Source organism: Rhizobium sp. 62_C5_N11_2 (assembly GCF_051811185.1).
GTDB lineage: Bacteria > Pseudomonadota > Alphaproteobacteria > Rhizobiales > Rhizobiaceae > Rhizobium > Rhizobium leguminosarum.
Map to the genome: position 1 here is coordinate 366178 of NZ_JBPWPW010000001.1, position 22050 is coordinate 388227.

Below are 22050 nucleotides of genomic sequence, written 5' to 3' on the forward strand. Positions count from 1 at the left end.
GCGACGCGTTTTAGGCGGCCGCCGAAGCGTCGCCTTCCTTTTCCTTGAGCTCGATCTGGCCGGAATTGGCCAGGCGAATCGCCTCCTGCGCCACGGCGCGGCGGGCAATCGCGATCTCGCGCGGATTGACGCCGCCCATGCCGCTCTGCAGATCCGATTCGATCATGCGGCGCTGACGTGGGCTGATGGCGGAGAGAACCGATTCGCGAATCTCGGGGGGCGACCCGCGCAGCGCGACGGTGAGCACATCCGTCGAGATGTCGTTGAGCAGCATGACGCGGCTGCGCTGCGGCATGTACATGAGGTCTTCGAACAGGAAGATCTTCGGGCGAACCTTGTTGACCGACTCGCGGCTGATCGATTCGAGCGAGCTGAGCAGCGTGTCGACCTGCGGCTTGTCGAGCTCGTTCATGAGATCGGCGACCTTCGTCGAGCCGGCGGCATTGCGCTCTGCCTCGACCTCGGCAAGCAGCGTCATGACCTGGTTTTCGATGATCTGCGCAGCCTTGGGGCTGACCGCCTTCATGTTGACCGTTCTGTTCATGATGTCGGCCCGGCGGTTGTCGGGAAGCTGCAGCAGCACCTTGGCGCCGAAGGAGGAGGGCATCATCGAAAGAATATAGGCGACGGTCTGCGGATGTTCGCGCAGCAGGAACTGTGCGACGAATGTCGGCTCCGCCTCGCTGAGGCGATCCCAGATCGAGGTTTCGTAGGCCTGGAATGCGGTGCGGCGGCCGAGCAGGCTGTCGACTTCGTCGGGCGTCAGGCCCTCTTCCAGAATGGCCTCGATCGCCTTGGCGTTGTCCATCAGCCCGGCACCCTCGGTGAAGAGGTCTTCGAACTCGGAGACGAGCAACAGCAGCTCGTCCGGCGGAATGGCGCGCAGCGACTGGGCGGATGAGATAATGGTCTGCAGTTCGGCCTGGGTGAAATACTTCAACAGCCGGCCGGCGACTCCCTTTCCCATAGCGAGAAGAACAGCCGCCGCCTTTTCAGCCTGGGTCAACGGTTTCCCGGCTAGCGCGCCGCCGAAATCGTCAAAGTCCATCATGGTCTAACCTCTCCGTCCCACACAGGGATCAGGCTTTTTTCGTACTCAAAACTTCTATCAGTTTCACACCGAATCGCGTGTCGTCGTTATCAAGCACCGTAATTTCGCCGCGGGCAATCCTGCGGCCATTCACCATGATCTCGACCGGTTCGCCGATCTTCTTGTCGAGGGCGATCGTCGCCCCTTCATTGAGGTTCATCAGGCCGGAGACCTGCATGCGGCTGGTGCCGAGCATGATCTGGACGTCGATCGGGATGTCCATGATCAGGTCGAAGTTGGAATTCAAAGCGCTGCCGAGCGGGGCCGGCGACGCCTCGAAGGAACTGCTGCCGAAATCCATGCCGGCAGCCGGGCTGGCATCGCCGCCGCCGAAGTCGCCGCCGAAATCGTCGCTGCCAAAGGGGGTTTCCGAAGTCTCGCCGCCAAAGGCCGCCAGGTCCGTTCCTGCTGCGAAGGGGTCGCTCTGCAGGTCGTCGCCAAACTGCGACAGGTCGCCGTCGGCATCCTGCTTCAGCACGCCGCGCAGATCGTCGATCGCCTGATCGAGATCCGCTTCGCTGCCCGGAAGATCCAGGGAGAGGTCGCTGTTCTGCTGTGTTTTCTTCGTAGCCATGAAATCACTATTCCAGTTGAAACTTGCCTCAAACTGCCTTTGCAGCCCAAAAGCCAGAGAACCGATTAATTCATTAAATGACGGATGAGTTCATCATCCGAGTTCATCGTATCCTTGACGCGGACCATGTAGTTTTCGCCTGAACGCCCGAACTCGCACACATACAATTCCTTGCTGTTGGCGCTGACCTCGACACGCACGTCGCCGTGGTCGCGGAACGGAATGACGTCGCCGACCATCAGCTTCGATATCGTGCGCAGCGTCAGGTCCTGCAGCCTGATCTTGGCCTCGAGCGTGACATGTGAGCGGCGGACCTGGTCGCCGAGCTGTTCGGTCCATTCCGCTGAGTTGCTGCTGGCCTGGCGTTTCGGCTTCGGCGGCGTCACCTTGGTCTTGAGCAGTGCCGTCTGCGGAACGATCAACGAAAATTCCGAAACGATGCCGGCAAGCGCGATCGACATGTTGATGGCGGCCGCGAATTCATCCGGACGATCCTCCTGCGGCCGGGCGCGCATGTCATGGGCGTGCGGAGCCGAAAGGCTCGGTTCGAAACCACCCGGCGCGTTGACCGCCGAGCGCAGCACCTTGGCGATCTTGTCGAAGACCATGACCGCCAGATCGAGCTCGATGATCGAAAGCATCCGGTCGGCCGGTTCCTCGATCGTATCGGCGGTGGCGCCGAGCAGATGCTCCATCAGCGTGATGACGAAGCCGTTGCCGCAGGCAAGCGTAATGTTCTGCGACCAGTTGCGCAGCGTCGCGTCGACGAGTGTGACGTTCGCGCTCAGGTCTTCGATGAGGTGGTTCTTGTAGCCGATCTCGCAGCCGAGATAGTTGACCGTCACGTCGAGGCCGGTCTCGCTTTTGATGACGTCGGGAAAGAATTCACTGTAGATTTCCCCGAAGGAACTGCAGATCTTGGCGACCCTGCCTCTGTCGCCAAGCCCGCCTGTCAGCTTGGCGAGGAGGGCAGGATCCATTGTCGGTTTGTCGTGCGAAGCATTGCTCATAGTCATTTAAGCCGCCTTGTTTTCGCCACCTGGGTTCATCATTTCCTGCTCGACCGCATCGATGGACGGACGCTCGTAAGCCGAGATCGTCTTGCGGCCGTATTCGAGAGCGACCTGCGGCACCGAGCCGTTCATATAGGCAAGCAGTGTCTGCTTGACGATGACGTAGAGGCGGTGCTGCTTGTTGCGCACGACCTTGATCTGAGAGACCAGCGGCGAGCAGACGCAGTAGGACAAGAGAATGCCGAGGAAGGTGCCGACGAGCGCCGAGCCGATCAGGTGGCCGAGCACTTCAGGCGAATCGTTGATGTGGGCCATCGCCTTGATGACGCCGAGAACGGCCGCGACGATACCGATCGCCGGGAAGGAATCGCTCATGATCTGGATCGAGTGGTAGGGCTTCATCTTGTCGTGCATGATGGTGTTGAGCTCTTCGTCCATCAGCGCCTCGATCTCGTGGCTGCGGGCGTTGCCGATGATGATCAGGCGTACGTAGTCGCAGATGAACGCCGTCAGCTCCTTGTTCTTCAGAACCGTCGGAGCCGCCTGGAAGATCGTCGATTCGGCCGGATTGTCGATATGGGCTTCGATTTCGTTTCGCGACTTGGTGCGCAGGTCGCGCATCAGCGAATAGAGCACGCCGAGCGTATCGAGATAATTGCGTTCCTTCGGCACGGCGTGCCTGAAGGCTTCGCTGAGCGCCTTGCCGGAGTCCTTCACCACCTTCATCGGGTTCGCCATGATGAAGCTGCCGAGGCCGGCGCCGCCGATGATGAGGAATTCGAAGGGCTGGAACAGCGCGTCCACTTCGCCGCCCATGGCCATGAAGCTGCCGACGATACAGCCGCAAGTCACTATAAATCCGATAATGATATTCATCGTCAGCCCAATCTGAACGTTGCTTTTCTTTGAGACGGATAGGGTTTCTGCCTTGCGTGAGGCTGATGAAAGGCCCGATCGCGAGGCATTTCCGCGTGCCAGCTTCGCGCAAGCATCTGCCGTCAGTCTAAAGGAGACGAATGGGTGCCCGCGCCCGTTTCTGAGATGCCGCCTCAGCGAAATCCCGGCCGAACCACTCAAGACGACGCCCGGCTTTTCGTCCCGTTCATCGCCAATGCTTGGAGCTTACCGACATGCAATCCGGTCTTTATGTTTCTCTGTCGTCGCAGATGGCCCTCGAAAAGCGTCTGAACACCATCGCAGACAACATGGCGAACGTGAATACGACCGGTTTTCGCGCCACCGAGGTGAAGTTCGATGAGATGGTGGCGAATACCAAGAACAAGCTGAACACCAAGGTCGCCTTCGTTTCCCAGGGCAACGACTATCTGAACGAGGGAAACGGCGAACTGCAGCACACCGGCAACATGCTGGATTTCGCCATCAAGGGTGATGCCTGGTTTTCGCTCGATACGCCGGCCGGCCGCGTCCTGACGAGGGATGGCCGCTTCACGATCAAGGAAACCGGCGAACTTGTTTCGATCCGGGGATATCCGGTTCTCGACGCCGGCGGTGCCCCGATCCAGCTGAACACCAAAGGCGGCGAGCCTGCCGTCGGCACCGACGGCATCATCTATCAGGGAGACCGCCAGGTCGCTTCGCTCGGTCTGTTCGAGGCCGATATCAGCAAGGGTTACTTGCGCTACGAAAACAGCGGCATCATGACCACCGACCAGCCGCGCGCCGTCGTCGACCGCTTCAATGTCGGTGTCGAGCAGGGTTATCTCGAAAACTCCAACGTCAACGCCATGCGCGAGATCACCCAGCTGATCGAAGTCAACCGCGCCTTCGAAAGCGTCTCGTCGCTGATGCGCGACAGCGAAGATTCCTTCAAGGAAGCCGTCCAGACACTTGGGGGCAGCCGCTAGGCGAAAGTTGAAAGTTAAAGCATGAGCACCACGCTACTGTCTGAGGACGGCCTTTCCCCGAAGCTGGCGCATCTGGCGGGCCTCGTCGACCGATACGCATCGCCGGAGTTCGCAGTTGCCCATGGCGGTCGCGTGCAGACCATCGCCGCCGGCCATTACACGGTCCACGGTCTCTCCCGCCATGTTCGTCTCGGCGAGTTCGTGGCCCATAAATCGGCGACCGGCATTCATCTGGGCGAAGTCGTGCGCGTCGAGCCGGAACTGATCTATGTCTGCCCGATCGAACCCGGCGAGCCGATCGGCATCCACGATACCGTCATCCGCAAGGGCGCCTTCCGTATTTCACCGTCTGACAGCTGGTGTGGGCGCACCGTCAACTCGCTCGGCGAGCCGATCGACGGGCTGGGTCCGGTCACCGAAGGGCTCGATCGCCGCTCGATCTCCAATACCGCGCCGCCCTCGATGACCCGCAAGCGTGTCGAGACCGGCTTCAAGACCGGCGTGCGCGCGATCGACATCTTCTCGCCGCTCTGCCTGGGGCAGCGCCTCGGCATCTTCGCCGGCTCCGGTGTTGGCAAGTCGACACTTCTGTCCATGCTCGCACGCGCCGATGCTTTCGACAAGGTTGTCATTGCGCTCGTTGGCGAACGCGGCCGCGAGGTGCGGGAGTTCATCGAGGATACGCTCGGCAGCAATATGAGGAAGGCGATCGCCGTCGTCGCAACCAGCGACGAGAGCCCGATGCTTCGCAAGATGGCGCCGCTGACGGCCGTCACCATCGCCGAGCATTTCCGCGACAAGGGCGAGAACGTCCTCTTCATCGTCGACAGCGTCACGCGTTTCGCCCATGCGATCCGCGAGGTGGCGACCGCCTCCGGCGAGCCGCCGATCGCGCGCGGCTATCCCGCTTCCGTCTTCACCGAGCTGCCACGCCTGCTGGAACGCGCCGGTCCCGGCCCCGAGGGCGCCGGAACCATCACGGCGATCATCTCGATCCTCGTCGACGGCGACAATCACAACGACCCGATTGCCGATTCGACGCGCGGCATCCTCGATGGCCATATCGTCCTGCAGCGCAGTCTCGCCGAAGAAGGGCGTTATCCTCCGATCGATCCGCTTGCCTCGATCTCGCGTCTTGCCCGCAAGGCCTGGACGCCGGACCAGGAAAAGCTGGTGTCGCGGCTGAAGGTGCTGATTCACCGCTTTGAAGAGACGCGCGACCTGCGCCTGATCGGCGGTTACCGCCAGGGTGCCGATCCCGATCTCGACATGGCGGTCAAGCAGGTGCCAATCATTTACGACGTCCTGAAACAGTCTCCGGGCGACCGCGACTCGCCCGATGCCTTTGCCGATCTCGCCGGCGCGCTCAAGGCTGCAGCCGGCATGGGCAATCAGGGCGGCCCCATCCAGAGGAGATAGACGTGACTGAATTTGACGACGAACGCATCGCTTCCCTGAAGCAGCGCAGGAAAACCGTCATCCTGGATCGGCTGCTGACCTTTACCGGCCTGGCGCTTGCCGGCGCCTCGGCTTTCTTCCCCTGGTACGTGTTCTTCAACGCGGAAAAGTTCGGCATCAATGTTGCCACCAGCAGCAATTCGCGCGAACTGCCGGATTGGCCGGCGCGTAACGTCTTCAGCGTCTCGCCGCTTGCCATGGTCAACAAGAACGAGGGGGACAAGAAGGCCCCGCCGATTGATCCGCTGACGACCGCTACGGTGTCCGATCTCGGCAAGGAGCGCGATGGCGGCCCCATATTGGAGGATCAGCCCTTCCCCGGCAAATCATCCTTCCGACTGCTGCATGTTTCCAACGGCCGGGCGCTGATCGAGGATCCCTCCGGCATGTATGTGGTGCGCATCGGCTCGATCCTGCCCGATGAAAGCCGCCTTGCGACACTTGAGCAGCGCGACGGCAAATGGGTGATCGTCACCTCCAAGGGCGAGACCTACCAGAACAACTGAACCTGTCTGCAAACCCAGGCAACAGGGGCTCCGCCGCGAACCGGCCGGAGCCCCTGTTCTTTTGCCCCTGTTCTTTTGATGGCGGCGTTCGCACAAAAGCCTCGCGAAGCCTGAATTCCCGTAAGTCCCACGCAAGATTACCGCACTAGGTTCGGGACAGTAAAAACGGAGAGTTTCATGCAACCAATCCAACTTTTCGACTTGGCTTCGCGACAGGCGGAATGGCTGACGATTCGTCAGCAGGTTGTTGCCGGCAACATCGCGAATGCCAATACCCCGAAGTTCCACGCCAAGGACGTCACGCCCTTTGACGCTGTGCTCGACAAGTCCGACATCGCCATGGCGCGCACCAATCCGGCGCATCTGAGCGGTAACGATTTCAGCAACAGCGGCGATATCGACGTCAAGGACGCTGCACTCGACCAGGAAATCGGCGTCCAGGAATCCGGCAATACCGTCGGTTTGGCCGAGGAGCTTTCCAAGTCGGGCGATATCAAGCGCCAGTATGATTTGAACACCTCGCTGGTCAGTTCCTTCAACCGCATGATGTTGATGACCGTCAGAAGGTAAAGTCATGGATCCGCTTTCAGCAGCAATGAAAATCGCCGGCTCCGGGCTCGAAGCGCAGTCAACGCGCCTGCGCATCGTCTCGGAAAACATCGCCAACGCCCGCTCGACCGGCGACACGCCCGGCGCCGAGCCCTATCGGCGCAAGACGATTACCTTCGGCCAGCAGATGGATCGCGCCAGCGGCGTCGAGACGGTCGGCGTCAAGAAGGTCGGCGTCGACGAAGGCGACTTCAGCACTGAATTCGATCCCAGCAACCCGGCTGCGGACCAGAAGGGCGTCGTCAAACTGCCGAACGTCAACATCCTCGTCGAGATGGCCGACATGCGCGAAGCCAACCGCTCGTATGACGCCAACCTGCAGACCATCAAACAGACCCGCGATCTCATCTCCTCCACGATCGATCTCCTGAAGAGCCAATAATAATGATCAGCAGCGTCCAGAATGTCAGCAACCTTTCGATGACCCGCGCGCTCGGCGCCGTCGACACCGAAAATTCCGCCTCGTCGTCTGCCGCCACCATGCCGGGCGCCGCCGGTGCGGCCAATGGCATGAGCTTCGCCTCGGTCATGGGCAACATGGCGAGCGACGCGGTCAGCAGCCTGAAGGGTGCGGAAAGCATGTCCTTTGCCGGTATCAAGGGCACGGCGACGACGCGTGAAGTCGTCGATTCCATGCTCCAGGCCGAGCAGACGCTGCAAACCGCGATTGCCATCCGCGACAAGGTCGTCTCGGCCTTTCTCGAAGTCACCAAGATGCAGATGTAACTGATTTGAGGACGAACACATGAGAGCGCTCGCCATCGCAGCAACGGGCATGGATGCCCAGCAGACCAATCTGGAAGTCATCGCGAACAACATCGCCAACATCAATACGACGGGTTTCAAGCGCGCTCGCGCCGAATTCTCGGATCTTCTCTACCAGACCGAACGTGCCAAGGGTGTCGCCAACCGCGCCAACCAGGCCGTCGTTCCGGAAGGTGCCAATATCGGCCTCGGCGTCCAGACCTCGGCGGTCCGCAACCTGCATCTCCAGGGCGAACTGACCCAGACCGGCAACGATCTCGACGTGGCGCTGATCGGCAAGGGCTTCTTCCAGATCCAGTCGACCGACGGCACGACGCTTTACACCCGCGCCGGCGCCTTCAACAAGAACGACCAGGGCCAGCTCGTCACCATCGACGGCTACGAGGTCCTTCCCGGCATCACCATTCCAACAGGCTCGACCGAGCTGACGATCAGCCGCTCCGGCCAGGTTTCTGCCAAGCTGCCGGGTGCGACGGATGCGACCGTGCTCGGTCAGTTGACGCTTGCCGACTTCGTCAACGAGGCGGGTCTCCAGCCGCTCGGCGACAATCTCTTCCAGGAAACGCCGGCCTCCGGCGAAGCCGTCATCGGCAATCCCGATGAGGAAGGTTTCGCCTACATGAAGCAGGGTTATCTGGAATCTTCGAACGTCGACCCGGTGAAGGAAATCACCGAGCTGATCTCGGCCCAGCGCGCTTACGAAATGAATTCCAAGGTGATCACCACCGCTGATGAAATGGCCTCCATCGTCAGCAAGAACCTGAAGTAAGGGAAGGGCCGAAACATGATGTTTTGCCGGGCAGGACACATCTCAGGATGGGTGGCGGCAGCCACGATCGCAGTCGCGGGCATTATCTTGCCTGCGAACGCGGATGCCGGCATGGGTTATGCCGTCGTCCCGACCACGATCATCTACCCCGGCGACACATTGTCGGCCAGCCAGCTTCAGGAGGTCGAGGTCACCAACCCCAACCTCGCTGGCGACTATGCCAAATCCGTTTCGCAGGTCGAAGGCATGGTTTCCAAGCGCACGCTGTTGCCGGGCCGCACCATCTCGGTTTCGGCCCTGCGCGAGGCCTATACCGTGACCCGTGGCTCTTCGATCCGCCTGGTCTTCTCGCTCGGCGCGATGACGATCTCCGCCGCCGGCACGCCGCTCGAAGATGGCGCGACCGGGCAGGTCGTCCGCGCGCGCAATATGGATTCCGGTGTCATCGTCAGCGGCACGGTGCTTGCGGACGGCACGGTCCATGTGAGGGCAAAATGAAATTGTTCTTCCGTTTCGTTACTCTTGTCGCGGTTCTCGCCATGAGTTTGGCTGATGTCGCGCCCGCCTGGGCGCTGACCTCCCGCATCAAGGACATCGCCTCCCTTCAGGCCGGCCGCGATAACCAGCTGATCGGTTATGGCCTCATCGTCGGCCTCCAGGGGACCGGCGACGGCTTCCGGTCCTCGCCCTTCACCGAGCAGTCGATGCGCGCGATGCTGCAGAATCTCGGCATCTCGACGCAGGGCGGCCAGTCCAACGCCAAGAACACGGCGGCCGTGATGGTCACCGCCAACCTGCCCCCTTTCGCAAGCCCCGGCAGCCGTATCGACGTGACGGTGAGCTCGCTCGGCGATGCGACGTCGCTGCGCGGCGGCACGCTCGTCATGACCTCGCTTTCCGGCGCCGACGGCCAGATCTACGCTGTCGCGCAGGGTGCCGCCATTGTTTCCGGTTTTCAGGCGCAGGGCCAGGCGGCGACGGTCACCGAAGGCGTCACCACTGCCGGCCGCGTGCCTGGCGGCGCGATCATCGAGCGCGAACTGCCGTCCCGCTTCAAGGATTCGGTCAATCTCGTCCTGCAATTGCGCAACCCCGACTTCTCGACGGCGATCCGTATCGCCGACATCGTCAATGGTTATGCCTCGGCGCGCTTCGGCGGCCCGGTTGCCGAAGCCAAGGATTCGCAGGAGGTCGTGATCCAGAAGCCGCGCACGGCCGATCTCACCCGGCTGATGGCCGATATCGAAAATCTCATCGTCGAGACCGATACGCCGGCCAAGGTGGTCATCAACGAACGCACCGGAACGATCGTCATCGGCTCGGACGTCCGCGTCTCGCCGGTTGCCGTCAGCTACGGTACCCTGACGGTTCAGGTCACCGAAACGCCGCAGATCATCCAGCCCGAACCTTTCTCGCGCGGCGTAACCGCCGTCCAGCCTCAGACCGATATCGCCGCGGAGCAGACCGGCGGGCGCGTCGCGATCATCGACGGCCCTGACCTCCGGACCCTCGTCGCCGGCCTCAACAACATCGGGGTGAAACCGGATGGTATTATCGCCATTCTCCAGGGCATCAAATCGGCAGGCGCCCTGCAGGCGGAGCTTGTGCTGCAATGATCAAGATCATCAACCCTGACATGACGGTCCTGCAATTGCTGCGCCGTCTGGCGCTGCCGGCCGCGGGCCTCGTCCTTCTGTCGATCCCCGGCGCCTTCGCGCAGGAACATGCGCCGGCTGGCGACATCACGTCCCAGGACGAGATCAAGCAGTTCTGTACCAACATTGCCGAGCCCGCCCGCGACCAGCGTTATCTCCTGCAGAAGCAGGAACTGGAAAAGCTTCGCGCCGACATCGACGCCCGCATGGCGGAGATGGACAAGCGCAAGGCCGAATATCAGGACTGGCTGAAGCGGCGCGACGATTTCCTGAAGCAGGCGGAAGCCGGCCTCACTGAGATCTACAAGAAGATGAAGCCGGATGCGGCCGCACTCCAGTTGCAGGACATGAAGATCGAGGTGGCTTCCGCCGTGATCATGCGGCTCGGCCCGCGGCAGTCGAGCCTCATCCTCAACGAGATGGACCCGCAGAAGGCCGCTGCCATCGCCAGCGTCATCGCCAGTGCGTCCGATCCCAATACGTCGAAGGATCCTTCATGAATATGCGTTTCCCGGCCGCGATCGCCGCCCTCGCACTCCTTGCAGGTTGCCAGTCTCCGACGGCGGTCAGCGAGATCGGCCGCGCGCCCGCCATGAGCCCGATCGGAAGCGGTCTTGCCTACGGTCAGACGCCGCAGATGGCGCTCTATCCGAAGCAGCCGCGCGCCGTGGCGCAGGGCTACTCGCTGTGGAGCGATTCGCAGGCCGCTCTCTTCAAGGATGCGCGCGCGCTCAACGTCGGCGACATCCTGACCGTCGACATCCAGATCAATGACAAGGGCTCCTTCGACAACGAGACCAACCGCAGCCGCAAGAATTCGAGCGGCATGAACTGGGACGTCAACGCCCAGATCTTCGGCTGGACGCCCGAGTCCAAGACCGATCTGACCTATGGCTCCGATACCAGCACCGACGGCAAGGGCAAGATCGAGCGCACCGACAAGCTCACCCTTCTGGTCGCCGCCGTCGTCACCGGCATTCTCGAGAACGGCAACCTCGTCATATCGGGCTCGCAGGAAGTCCGCCTGAACCAGGAACTGCGCATCCTGAACGTTGCTGGTATCGTTCGTCCGCAGGACGTCAATGCCGAAAACCAGATCTCCTACGACAAGATCGCCGAAGCCCGCATTTCCTATGGTGGCCGCGGCCGCCTGATGGAAGTGCAGCAGCCTCCGCGCGGCCAGCAGGCCGTCGATCTTTTCTCGCCGCTTTGAGGCTGAACGACGATGGCAGAGCCAGACGCAAGCGCAGGTCAACCGAAGAAATCCGGCACGCTGATGACGATCATCGGCGTCGTCGTCCTGACCCTGCTCGGCGCCGGCGGCGGCTGGGCGGTCGGCACGATCGTCGCGCCCAACATCAAGGGTGCCAAGGAGGTCGAGCAGGCCAAGGATGCCGAGGCCAAGAAAAAGGCCGAGGAAGGTCTGGCGCGCATCTCGACCGAGGCCAACAACGTCGTCCAGCTCGAGCCGATCACCTCGAACCTCGCCTACCCCTCGGAAAACTGGGTGCGACTCGAAGTCGCGCTGCTGTTCAACGGGCCGCCGGATGTCAAGGTTTCCGAGGATATTCATCAGGATATCCTCGCCTATATCAGAACCGTTTCCCTTCAGCAGATCGAGGGGCCGCGCGGCTTTCAATATCTCAAGGATGACATACAGGAACGTGTTGACCTTCGCTCGCAAGGGCGGGTATCGAAGATCATGTTCAGGACATTTGTCATCGAATGATTCGTCTCATAGTTTTCCTTGCCGCCATGATGGCGGTACCGGAACTGGCGGTGGCACAGCAGCTGCCGACTGACTTGTTGAATGTGCCGGTCGATGGCTCCGTCGCCGCCTGGATCATCCGCACATTCGGCCTGCTGACTATTCTTTCGGTCGCGCCGGGCATCCTGATCATGGTGACGAGCTTCCCGCGCTTCATCATCGCCTTCTCGATCCTGCGCTCAGGGATGGGCCTCTCCTCGACGCCTTCCAACATGATCCTTTTGTCGCTGTCGCTGTTCATGACCTTCTATGTCATGTCGCCGACCTTTGATCAGGCCTGGCAGAACGGCGTGCAGCCGCTGCTTGCCAATCAGATCAACGAGACTGAGGCGGTCCAGCGTATCGCCGAACCCTTCCGCACCTTCATGGCGGCCAATACCCGCGACAAGGATCTGGCGCTCTTCGTCGATCTGGCGCGCGAACGCGGACAGAATATCCAGACGACCAATCCGATCGACTACCGCGTGCTGATCCCCGCCTTCATGATTTCTGAGATTCGCCGCGGCTTCGAGATCGGCTTCCTCGTCGTGCTGCCGTTCCTCGTCATCGACCTCATCGTTGCCACAATCACCATGGCGATGGGCATGATGATGCTGCCGCCGACCTCGATCTCGCTGCCCTTCAAGATTCTCTTCTTCGTGCTGATCGACGGCTGGAACCTGCTCGTCGGCAGCCTGGTGCGCTCGTTCAGCTAGAGCGGTTCAGCTTTTAACGGAAGCGCAGAACCGCTCTATCCTTTTGTTTTTACGCAATTCCGGACGGAAAACCGCTTCGCACTTTTCCTGGAATTGCTCTGACCGGCTGCCGCTGCTTGATATTCGCCAATGAGAAAACCCGCCGGATCGCTCCGGCGGGTTTCTAACTATGCAGCCATCCCAAAGTGCTGCAGCGCCCGTTGCGCGTCTGAACCGACGCGCAACGGAGTGCGGATCGAACCTCACTCGGCCGCGAACGGCGCCGTGCGCGGCGGCAGCGCCGGAATGTCCATGTGATCGGGTGCAAGACCCTGCTTGGCACGCTCGGCCATGATTTCATAGGCCTGCTCCAGATGGTCGCAGAACCGTTCGGCATCGAAGAGCGGCGCGATATAACGCTTCTCCTTGAGATGCGCCTTGTATTGCGCGATCCGCGCGGGATTCTGCGCCAGTTCGACGGCAAGATCCTCATAGGCCTGCAGGTCGCTTGCCACGAGTTCGGGCAGGTCGATGGCCCTGAGCAGGCTCTCGCTGACGCGTGAGGCGAAGTTGGTGCCCTTGACGGTCAGGACCGGCAGGCCGCCCCAGAGCTGCTCCGAAGTGGTCGTGTGGCCGTTGACGGGGAAGGTGTCGATGCCGATGTCGGCCGCCTGCTGACGGTCGATGTGCTCTTCGTAGGGCGCGCGCGGGCAGAAGATGATCCGCTTGGCGGAGATCCCCGCCGCCTGGAATTGCTTCAAGAGGTTCGCCTGGTTGCGCGGCGTGTTCGCCATCAGCCAGAGCACGCTGTTCGGCGCGCGCTTGAGGATGCGGCACCAGCTGTCGATCGTCTCCGGCGTGATCTTGCGGTTGCCGTTGAAGGACGCGAAGATGAAGGCGTCTTCCGGCAGGCCGAGCTGCTCGCGGGTGACAGGGCGTGGCTTCGGGCGATGCATCGGGTCGTTCGGCTGGTAGCTCTCCGGCAGCCGGCAGAATTTCTCATGGTAGAAGGGCTTCGCCACCTCGGGCAATACCGAATGGTCGCCGATGACGTAGTCGAGATCGATATTGACCGTGCTGCCGGGGAAACCGAGCCAGCCGACATGCACCGGCGCGAGCGGCAAATTGAAGGCCGACGCGCGGCTGCCCGAAGTATGGCCCTTCAGGTCGACCATGATGTCAATATTATGCTCGCGCACCGCCGCCAGCATCCCCTGGTCGGAGAAGCCATGAACAGTAACGATCCGGCCCCAGCGGCTGCGATCGGTATTGTTGTGCTTGAGGTATTCAGGGCCAGTATGGCAGAAGAGCGTCACCTCGAACCGGTCCTTGTCGTGCAGTTCGAGGATGCGCTGCAAGAGCTTCATCGTGGCGTGGCGATCCCAGAAGTCCGATGACATGTAGCCGATCCGGATCTTGTCCGACCAGCTGTGCGGCTGGTTGCGGCGGAGGGCCACCCGTTCCGGGTTGAGGGGGGTGGTGCCGATCGTCGCATATCGGTTGAAATCCTCGTTGCCGCACCAGTGCAGATGATAGAACGGGTTATCCTTGCGCAGGATCTCGACATCGCCCTTTGCGAGTGAGGCATCGATCACCGCCTGATGTTTGCTTGCCTCTTCGAACTCATTGAATTCGCGGGCGAAAACCAGATGCAGGAAGCGGAATGCAAGATTGCCTGGAAACCGCTTGAAGAGGTTGCGCGAGAGGCTCTGGTTGGTTGCATCGTTCAGATCGTCGCTCAGTAGCAGGGCTGCCAGGCGCATATGATCGGGATTGGCGCTCTGCGACAGCACCGTCTTGAACGGGCGGATGATATCCCGCTGCTGCCGCTTCAGATAGATCGCGGTGATGATGAAGGCGAGTTCCGGGTCTTCCTGCGCCTTGCTAAGGTTTCGCATGGCGATCAGCAGAGCATCGTCCTCGCTGCCGGTCTCGTAGTGCAGCTTGGCCGCCTGTTTCTGGTATTCGTAGGAGTTCGGTCCTTCGCAGTTGCCGGCCAGGCCATAGGCTTTCGCGGCATCGGCCTTGAAGCCGAGCTGCACGAGGTTCTTGGCCAGCAGCGCATAGGTCTTGGCGTCCTGCTGAATATCCATCAGCTGGTTGAGCGTTGCCAAGGACTGTGTGTAGCGGCCCATCTGGTAATCCTTGGATGCCGCAGAGAACGAAACTTTGCTGTTCAAAACCCAACTCCGTGAAGGAAATGTTCTGGCGTCGACCGCCGAGGCACGGACAGGCCGTCCTCCGCAAAAACGGGCGGATCGGTCCGATGGTGCTATCCCGGCGCCTGCCACATTGGCATTCGAAGCTTGCTTGAAACCGGTGCGCTTGGTGAACCTCTGTTTTCGAGGGGAAATGCCGACTTTTGCCTAGGGAAAACGCTTGGTTTTCAAGAGAATTAGAGTGCCAAGGAATATATTCAGCAAGCATTAACTATCCCCTGCGAGGAGCCGGCCTGGGGCCTGTATTTTTAAGGAGTTGGCAAGCATTGGCTGCGAGATTGCCCTGGACATGACGGGTTTGGGCCAAACAAAAAAGGCGCCGAGTAGCATGAAGCTGGTCCGTCATCGCCGGTACTATAGTCCGGTATGTCCTCCTTTTGTATCTAGTTTTCCAGGGGACAGACTTATGACAAGCATTAACACCAATACTTCCGCGCAGGCCGCTCTCCAGACGCTGCGTAGCGTTAACCAGAGCCTCAACAACACGCAGAACCACGTTTCTTCTGGTTACCGCGTTGAAAAGGCTTCGGACAACGCTGCTTACTGGTCGATCGCAACGACCATGCGCTCGGACAACAAGGCACTTTCCGCCGTTTCCGACGCTCTCGGCGTAGGCGCTGCCAAGGTCGACACCGCTTACACCGCCATGGACAGCGCCATCGATGTCGTCGGCGACATCAAGGCCAAGCTGGTTGCCGCGACTGAAAACGGCGTCGACAAGGCCAAGGTCCAGGAAGAAATCGGTCAGCTGCAGCAGCAGCTCCTGAGCATCTCTCAGTCGGCTTCCTTCAACGGCGAAAACTGGGTTGCCGGCGCCTCTGGCACCAAGAGCGTCGTCTCCTCGTTCGTCCGCGACGGCTCCAACGCCGTTTCGATCACCACGACCGACTACGTTCTCGACAGCGGCTCTGCGGGCAACGTTCTGTTCGGCATGAGCGGCGGTTCGGTCGAAACCTCCACCGGTATCCTCGGCACTTCGAGTGGTGCGACCGGTTCGATCTACGCGATGGACATCACCAACTTCACCGCCGGCCAGATCCAGTCGGCTCTGACCAACGTTGAAGCGGCTCTGAAGGCCATGACCAGCGCCGGCGCTGCTCTCGGTTCGCTCTCCAGCCGCATCGACGCCCAGGACGACTTCGTGTCTGCTCTCAGCGACTCGATCGACTCCGGTGTCGGCCGTCTCGTCGATGCCAACATGGAAGAAGAATCTTCCAAGCTCAGCGCCCTGCAGACCCAGCAGCAGCTGGCGATCCAGTCGCTGTCGATCGCGAACTCCTCTTCGCAGAACATCCTGTCGCTCTTCCGCTAAGACCGGTCGGCACAAGGTTTCCAAGTTTCGCGGCCGGGTCATCCCCGGCCGCGAAATGTTTTAATATAAGGTTAATGAAAATCCTTCTAAGCCTCAGATATTTTTGAATAATTTCCGATCTCGATTTAGCTTTCCTTAACCATCTTGCTGTTTTCTAGGCCCATCGAAACGGCGAGTTAACCTTAACAGAGATGGTTAACAGGCATGATGCTGATCGCTGTGGGCCGGCCGAAAATCCGGAATGTCCCTTCTTAAGATCTGCCAACAAGGGGCAAGCAAACTATGACGAGCATCAACACCAATAACGCTGCAATGGCAGCCCTCCAGACTCTCCGTGGCATCAACCAAGGTCTCCAGGAAACCCAGGCTCACGTTTCGTCCGGCTATCGCGTCGGCAAGGCTTCGGACAACGCTGCTTACTGGTCGATCGCAACGACCATGCGCTCGGACAACAAGGCACTTTCCGCCGTTTCCGACGCTCTCGGCCTCGGCGCTGCCAAGGTCGACACCGCTTACTCCGCCATGGACAGCGCCATCGATGTCGTCGGTGACATCAAGGCCAAGCTGGTTGCCGCGACTGAAAACGGCGTCGACAAGGCCAAGGTCCAGGAAGAAATCAGCCAGCTGCAGCAGCAGCTGATGAGCATCGCGCAATCGGCTTCCTTCTCCGGTGAAAACTGGGTTGCCGGCGCTGACGGCACCAAGAACGTCGTCTCCTCGTTCGTCCGCGATGGCTCCAACGCCGTTTCGGTCGTGATGACCGACTATGTTCTCGACGACAGCTCCACGGGCAACGTTCTGTTCGGCATGAGCGGCGGCTCGGTCGAAACCTCCACGGGTATCCTCGGTACTTCGAATGGTGCGACCGGTTCTGTCTACGCAATGGACATCACCAACTTCACCCTCGGCGAGATCCAGTCCGCTCTGACCAACGTTGAATCGGCTCTGAAGGCCATGACCAGCGCCGGCGCTCAGCTCGGCTCGATCTCCAAGCGCATCGAGCTGCAGGAAAACTTCGTGTCCGCCCTCAGCGACTCGATCGACTCCGGTGTCGGCCGTCTCGTTGACGCCAACATGGAAGAAGAGTCCTCCAAGCTCAGCGCCCTGCAGACCCAGCAGCAGCTGGCTGTCCAGTCGCTGTCGATCGCGAACTCCTCTTCGCAGACCATCCTCACGCTGTTCCGCGGCTAATAACCCTCGGAAATATCGGCCCGCCGGTCTCCGGCGGGCATCTCGGAATCGAGCCGCGCTTCAATGGAGCGCGGCTTTTTTAATTTCCGTTAACTGTTGATTAACCATAATGCTGTCTTCTGCGGTCAACGAGACGGCGAGTTAACCAAATTTAAGAACCGGTTAACAGGCATGAGGCTGATCCCCGTTCCCGGTAGCTTCCCGGAATGTCCCTTTTTTCCATTTGCCAACAAGGGGCAATCATTTCATGACCAGCATTTTGACGAACGTCGCGGCGATGGCCGCTCTTCAGACACTCCGCGGAATCAACGACAGCCTAGAAACGACGCAGAACCACGTATCGTCGGGTTACCGCGTCGAAAAGGCAGCCGATAACGCCGCCTACTGGTCGATCGCAACGACCATGCGTTCGGACAACAAGGCACTTTCCGCCGTTTCCGACGCTCTCGGCCTCGGCGCCGCCAAGGTCGACACCGCTTACTCCGCGATGGACAGCGCCATCGACGTCATCAGCGAAATCAAGGCGAAGATCGTCGCCGCGACCGAAAAGGGCGTCGACAAAACCAAGATTCAGGAAGAAATCAGCCAGCTGCAGCAGCAGCTTCTGAGCATCGCGCAATCGGCTTCCTTCTCCGGTGAAAACTGGGTTGCCGGCGCTGACGGCACCAAGAGCGTCGTTTCCACCTTCGTGCGCGATGGCAACGGCAATGTCTCGGTCAAGACAACGGACTACATTCTGAACTCGAGCTCCGCGGGCAACGTCCTCTTCGGCATGACCTCGACTGGCACGATCGAGACGAGCTCCGGCATTCTCGGCACATCATCTGGTACGATCGGCTCGATCTACTCGATGGACATCAGCACTTTCGGCTCGGCTGAGATCTCCATGGCCCTGACGTCAATCGAGGCCGGCCTGGATGCCATGACCAAGGCTGCATCGCAGCTCGGCTCGATTTCCACTCGCATCGAGCTGCAGGAAAACTTCGTCGGCGCGCTCAGCGACTCGATCGACTCGGGCGTCGGCCGCCTCGTCGATGCAGACATGGAAGAGGAATCGAGCAAGCTGACGGCGCTGCAAACGCAGCAGCAGCTGGCCATCCAGTCGCTGTCGATCGCCAACTCCAGCGCTCAGAACATCCTCACGCTGTTCCGCAGCTAAATCTGGCGCTGAAGCTGGACCGAATCTTGCGCCACCGTCTGGCAGCAAGCGCAAAGCCTCCCGGACCGCGCCCGAAATGGCGCGGTTCTTTCTTTTATATCAATGCTTTGGTCGACATTTCGATCGCTGCGCCAGGCTCAGTGCTGCGCTCTTGCCCAACAGGTTGGTATCGAGTTAACTTCGCCTCGAGTTGATTTGCTTTTGCGACACGCCGGTAGAAACTCTGCCGGAGGCATGACGCCACTTCAGTCGCCGCCGGTAATCCGGCCTGCCCTTTCACCCCGATTCCGAGACCTGTCGATGACCGTTAAGATTACCAGCGCGGCCGCGGTGAATGCGCTTGCGGTGCTGCGCAGCATCAACAAAGAAGCCAACCAGACCCAACAGCAGGTGTCCTCGGGATATCGTATCGAGACGGCCGCCGACGATGCGTCCTACTGGTCGGTCGCAACCGTCATGCGTTCGGACAGCACCAATCTCGGAACGATCGGAGATGCGCTCGGTCTCGGCGCTGCCAAGGTGGATGCGACCTACACGGCGATGGACTCGGCGATCGATCTCATCGGCCAGATTCGCGCCAAGCTGGTTTCGGCAAGAGAGCCTGGCGCCGACAAGGACAAGATCAACGCCGAGATCAGCGAATACAAAGAGCAGTTGCAGACCGTCGTCGAATCGACGTCGTTTGCGGGTGAAAACTGGCTGTTGAACGGTGACACCGCTGCGCCGCCGACATGGCAGGTGATCTCGGGTTTCGTGCGCGCTCCGACCGGCGAATATCAGGCCCAGACCATCGATTTCCCATCCTCGCAGACCATCCTCATCGACAAGAACAATGCCAGCGGCGGCCTGCTGACCAAGCCGGTCGATGCCAATGCGATCAATAACAGCGGCACGACGTCGCGGAACTATTATCTGCTGAACGCTAACTCCACCACGCCGGCGACAGGTACGGAAATTGCGATTGGCAAAACCACGACCGATGCACAACTCACCGACATGCTTGACGTCACCGACGCGCTGCTCTCCTCGCTGACGACGACGGCCGCGTCCATCGGGGTGATGAAGACGCGCATCGATGATCAGATCGACTATACCGCCGATCTGTCCGATTCGATCGACAAGAGCGTCGGTGCGCTCGTCGATACCGACATGGACGAGGCTTCGATTCGGCAGAAGGCGATCGAAACCCAGAAACAAATGGCCGTCGAAGCGATCTCGATCCTCAACACGGCCGCAAGCAAGATCCTGATCCTGCTGGAATAGTGGCGGGCGCGATCACGGGTGGCGGCGGCACCATTCATCCTCGCGCAAGTTTGACTTCCTAGTTTCCGGCATGAAGGCATCGTCCGAATCCGTGCCGGCGCAAGGTCAGGCCCTTGTCCGTTTCGAAGGGGATGGCGGCGCGCAAGGTCACTTTGAGCGGGGGCGGGCATGTTGCATGCCTCCCGAATGCTGGATGGTTTTTTATGAGCATTTCGCTTTCCCGGTATTTGAAGGATTTCGGTGAACCGGAATCGTCAGCGCCGATCCTCGACATGGATGATTTCGGCGGCGACGCATTCCCCGAAATGCCGAGCGAACCGGCGATCGATATCGAGGCAGAGCGCCGCGAAGCCTATGCGGAAGGTCATGCCGCTGCGACCGCGGAATTGACTGACAAATACGAACTCGAGGCGCGGACGCTGGCGGAGGTCCATGCGCGTGAACTCGAGGAACTGAAGCTTCGCTACGAAGTCGAGGCGGCGGCGGTCATTGCATCCCGCATCCGCGATATCGCCGAAGAGGTTGCGCAGCTGGTCAGCGCCGGCGCCGCCGCCGCCATCGCGCCTGTGATGACGGACGCGCTCGCCGCCAAGGCTGCCGAAAGCCTCGCGGCCCTGCTGCGCGACGCGATCCTCGAAGGCGCGGCCGGAGCGATCGTCGTCAGGGGGCCGACCCGGCTTTTCGACATAGTGAAGGCCGAGCTCGGCGAACATGCCGGGGCGGTTCGCCACATTGAGACCGACGATATCGATCTCGCCGTCGAAATCGGTGAATCCGTCATCGTCACCCGTATGTCCGCCTGGGCAGCCAGCTTGAAGAAAGTTCTCGAATGAGCGAAGGCGAAAACCACCACCACGGCAAGAACGAGATCATCATCGTCAAGAGACATGGCGGCGGTGATCACGATGGCGCCCATGGCGGTGCGTGGAAAATTGCCTATGCCGACTTCATGACGGCGATGATGGCGTTCTTCCTGGTCATGTGGCTGGTCAATGCCGCCAACGAGGAGACCAAGGCGTCGGTCGCGACCTATTTCAATCCGATCAAACTCTCCGACGAAAAGCCCACCGAGAAGGGCCTGAAGAAGCCCGTCGACAACGCCGAGGGCGAAGAGAAGCAGGAGAAGTCGAAGCAGAAGGAAGAAGATCCGAACGACGGCAAGGCTGCGGCCGATGGTGACGATCAGACATCGACATCAGGCGACCAAACCAATTATTCCGAGGCCGATTTCTTCGAAAATCCGTATTCGGTTCTGGCCGAGATCGCCCAGGAGGTCGGCCAGCAGGCCAACGTCAGCGCCAAGGGTGACGGCGGTGCCGCCGATTCCGGCCCGGCCACCGGCGCCGACGGCGGCGAGGCCTATCGTGATCCCTTCGATCCGGATTTCTGGACGAAGCAGGTCGAGGTCACGACAGCCGGCAAGACGTTGCCGCCCGGCAAGAGCGACGACCAGCAGGCGGTCGAGAGCGAGACAAGCGAGATCGCCAAGGTCGAGGATATGCAGCCGATACCGCTGACCACCGATCAGAAGGCGGCCAAGGAAACCAAAGAAACCAAGGAAACCAAGGAAACCAAGGGTGCGGTCGAAGCCAAGGACGGCAAGTCGCCTGAGGACAAGAAGGCCGAAGCTCAGAAAGACGCCGATCATCAGAAGGATGCGGACAAGAGTGCCTCCGAGACCGAGCAGCAGCAGAAGAAGGAAGCCGAGCAGCTGCAGGCCCAGATCGCCCAGCAGATCGGCGGTGTCGCTGGCAAGCTCGCCGAAGGCCTGACCGTGACGGCGTCCGAGGGCGGATTGCTGGTCAGCATCTCCGACCAGACCGACGATTCGATGTTCAATATCGGTTCTGCGGTTCCGCGCCAGGAGATGGTGCTCGCCATGGAAAAGATCGGCGCGATCCTGAAGGCGAGGGGTGGTGCGATCGCCATCCGCGGCCACACGGACGGGCGCCAGTATAAGGGCACGCAGAACGAGAATTGGCGGCTTTCGATGGATCGCGCCCAGAGCGCCTACTACATGCTTGTGCGCGGAGGGCTCGACGAGAAACGCATCTCCCAGGTTTCCGGCTTCGCCGACCGTCGGCTGAAGCTGCCGTCTGACCCGTTCAACGCGACCAACCGCCGGATCGAGATTCTGGTGCAGGCGGATCAAGGATAGTC

At 60.5% G+C, this 22050-nt stretch carries 24 protein-coding genes; 19 read left to right on the forward strand and 5 right to left on the reverse strand.

The features are described 5' to 3' along the window. Positions 1-10 precede the first annotated feature (10 nt). The 4 genes from fliG to motA all read right to left on the reverse strand — a co-directional run bounded on the left by fliG (position 11) and on the right by motA (position 3553). Entirely contained in the window at positions 11-1051 is a 1041-nt protein-coding gene (gene fliG, locus AB8B31_RS01860; protein ID WP_003545520.1) for a flagellar motor switch protein FliG, read from the reverse strand. 28 nt (positions 1052-1079) lie between these two features. Continuing rightward, complete coding sequence (fliN, locus tag AB8B31_RS01865) at positions 1080-1664, reverse strand: flagellar motor switch protein FliN (RefSeq protein ID WP_047622533.1); 585 nt, start codon at positions 1662-1664, stop codon at positions 1080-1082. A gap of 65 nt (positions 1665-1729) precedes the next feature. Further along, complete coding sequence (locus tag AB8B31_RS01870; protein WP_130728880.1) at positions 1730-2680, reverse strand: FliM/FliN family flagellar motor switch protein; 951 nt, start codon at positions 2678-2680, stop codon at positions 1730-1732. Next, positions 2681-3553: a flagellar motor stator protein MotA gene (gene motA, locus AB8B31_RS01875; protein WP_018244805.1), complete on the reverse strand. Its 873-nt coding sequence runs from the start codon at positions 3551-3553 to the stop codon at positions 2681-2683. A 254-nt stretch (positions 3554-3807) separates the two neighbouring features. On the opposite strand from motA, the gene flgF reads away from it, so the two are divergent. The 13 genes from flgF (at position 3808) to fliP (ending at position 12767) form a co-directional block, all read left to right on the forward strand. Beyond that, complete coding sequence (flgF, locus tag AB8B31_RS01880; protein ID WP_028734025.1) at positions 3808-4542, forward strand: flagellar basal-body rod protein FlgF; 735 nt, start codon at positions 3808-3810, stop codon at positions 4540-4542. Between the two features lie 21 nt (positions 4543-4563). Further along, positions 4564-5961 carry a flagellar protein export ATPase FliI gene (fliI, locus tag AB8B31_RS01885; protein WP_018244807.1) on the forward strand — a complete coding sequence of 466 codons (1398 nt, stop codon included), beginning with the start codon at positions 4564-4566 and terminating at the stop codon, positions 5959-5961. Positions 5962-5963: 2 nt separating this feature from the next. Continuing rightward, entirely contained in the window at positions 5964-6506 is a 543-nt protein-coding gene (locus tag AB8B31_RS01890) for a flagellar protein (protein ID WP_131703069.1), read from the forward strand. A gap of 177 nt (positions 6507-6683) precedes the next feature. Beyond that, entirely contained in the window at positions 6684-7076 is a 393-nt protein-coding gene (gene flgB, locus AB8B31_RS01895) for a flagellar basal body rod protein FlgB (protein WP_027685990.1), read from the forward strand. A 4-nt stretch (positions 7077-7080) separates the two neighbouring features. Next, on the forward strand, positions 7081-7497 hold the full coding sequence (gene flgC, locus AB8B31_RS01900) for a flagellar basal body rod protein FlgC (protein ID WP_027685989.1): 417 nt from the start codon (positions 7081-7083) through the stop codon (positions 7495-7497). 2 nt (positions 7498-7499) lie between these two features. Continuing rightward, positions 7500-7841 (forward strand): flagellar hook-basal body complex protein FliE, encoded by a 342-nt coding sequence (locus AB8B31_RS01905; protein ID WP_028734021.1) that lies wholly within the window; start codon positions 7500-7502, stop codon positions 7839-7841. A gap of 19 nt (positions 7842-7860) precedes the next feature. Further along, the gene (gene flgG, locus AB8B31_RS01910; RefSeq protein ID WP_028734020.1) at positions 7861-8649 is read left to right on the forward strand and encodes a flagellar basal-body rod protein FlgG; all 789 of its coding nucleotides are present in this window, start codon (positions 7861-7863) and stop codon (positions 8647-8649) included. Positions 8650-8664: 15 nt separating this feature from the next. Then, on the forward strand, positions 8665-9147 hold the full coding sequence (flgA, locus tag AB8B31_RS01915; protein ID WP_018244812.1) for a flagellar basal body P-ring formation chaperone FlgA: 483 nt from the start codon (positions 8665-8667) through the stop codon (positions 9145-9147). Then, positions 9144-10265, forward strand: a complete 1122-nt coding sequence (locus tag AB8B31_RS01920) for a flagellar basal body P-ring protein FlgI (RefSeq protein ID WP_027685986.1) — start codon at positions 9144-9146, stop codon at positions 10263-10265. The genes flgA and AB8B31_RS01920 overlap by 4 nt, the downstream gene beginning before the upstream one ends. Next, positions 10262-10804 (forward strand): MotE family protein, encoded by a 543-nt coding sequence (locus AB8B31_RS01925; RefSeq protein ID WP_018445813.1) that lies wholly within the window; start codon positions 10262-10264, stop codon positions 10802-10804. The genes AB8B31_RS01920 and AB8B31_RS01925 overlap by 4 nt, the downstream gene beginning before the upstream one ends. Further along, the gene (gene flgH, locus AB8B31_RS01930; protein ID WP_003556536.1) at positions 10801-11517 is read left to right on the forward strand and encodes a flagellar basal body L-ring protein FlgH; all 717 of its coding nucleotides are present in this window, start codon (positions 10801-10803) and stop codon (positions 11515-11517) included. The genes AB8B31_RS01925 and flgH overlap by 4 nt, the downstream gene beginning before the upstream one ends. 12 nt (positions 11518-11529) lie before the next feature. Then, on the forward strand, positions 11530-12033 hold the full coding sequence (locus AB8B31_RS01935; RefSeq protein ID WP_130813311.1) for a flagellar basal body-associated FliL family protein: 504 nt from the start codon (positions 11530-11532) through the stop codon (positions 12031-12033). Continuing rightward, positions 12030-12767, forward strand: a complete 738-nt coding sequence (fliP, locus tag AB8B31_RS01940) for a flagellar type III secretion system pore protein FliP (protein WP_018244816.1) — start codon at positions 12030-12032, stop codon at positions 12765-12767. The genes AB8B31_RS01935 and fliP overlap by 4 nt, the downstream gene beginning before the upstream one ends. Before the next feature lie 242 nt (positions 12768-13009). Here the strand turns inward: fliP and AB8B31_RS01945 are convergent, their stop codons facing one another. Continuing rightward, a complete protein-coding gene (locus tag AB8B31_RS01945; RefSeq protein WP_028734016.1) occupies positions 13010-14926 on the reverse strand; it encodes an O-linked N-acetylglucosamine transferase, SPINDLY family protein in 1917 nt (638 codons plus the stop codon). A 445-nt stretch (positions 14927-15371) separates the two neighbouring features. Here AB8B31_RS01945 and AB8B31_RS01950 point away from each other — a divergent pair, with 445 nt between their 5' ends. The 6 genes from AB8B31_RS01950 (at position 15372) to AB8B31_RS01975 (ending at position 22048) form a co-directional block, all read left to right on the forward strand. After that, complete coding sequence (locus AB8B31_RS01950) at positions 15372-16277, forward strand: flagellin N-terminal helical domain-containing protein (protein WP_018244818.1); 906 nt, start codon at positions 15372-15374, stop codon at positions 16275-16277. A gap of 282 nt (positions 16278-16559) precedes the next feature. Beyond that, complete coding sequence (locus tag AB8B31_RS01955; protein WP_018445809.1) at positions 16560-17468, forward strand: flagellin N-terminal helical domain-containing protein; 909 nt, start codon at positions 16560-16562, stop codon at positions 17466-17468. Positions 17469-17715: 247 nt separating this feature from the next. After that, positions 17716-18627 (forward strand): flagellin N-terminal helical domain-containing protein, encoded by a 912-nt coding sequence (locus AB8B31_RS01960; RefSeq protein WP_018445808.1) that lies wholly within the window; start codon positions 17716-17718, stop codon positions 18625-18627. A gap of 300 nt (positions 18628-18927) precedes the next feature. Further along, on the forward strand, positions 18928-19890 hold the full coding sequence (locus tag AB8B31_RS01965) for a flagellin N-terminal helical domain-containing protein (protein ID WP_131703068.1): 963 nt from the start codon (positions 18928-18930) through the stop codon (positions 19888-19890). 203 nt (positions 19891-20093) lie between these two features. After that, entirely contained in the window at positions 20094-20723 is a 630-nt protein-coding gene (locus AB8B31_RS01970) for a hypothetical protein (protein ID WP_131703067.1), read from the forward strand. After that, positions 20720-22048 carry a MotB family protein gene (locus AB8B31_RS01975; protein WP_131703066.1) on the forward strand — a complete coding sequence of 443 codons (1329 nt, stop codon included), beginning with the start codon at positions 20720-20722 and terminating at the stop codon, positions 22046-22048. The genes AB8B31_RS01970 and AB8B31_RS01975 overlap by 4 nt, the downstream gene beginning before the upstream one ends. Positions 22049-22050 lie beyond the last annotated feature (2 nt).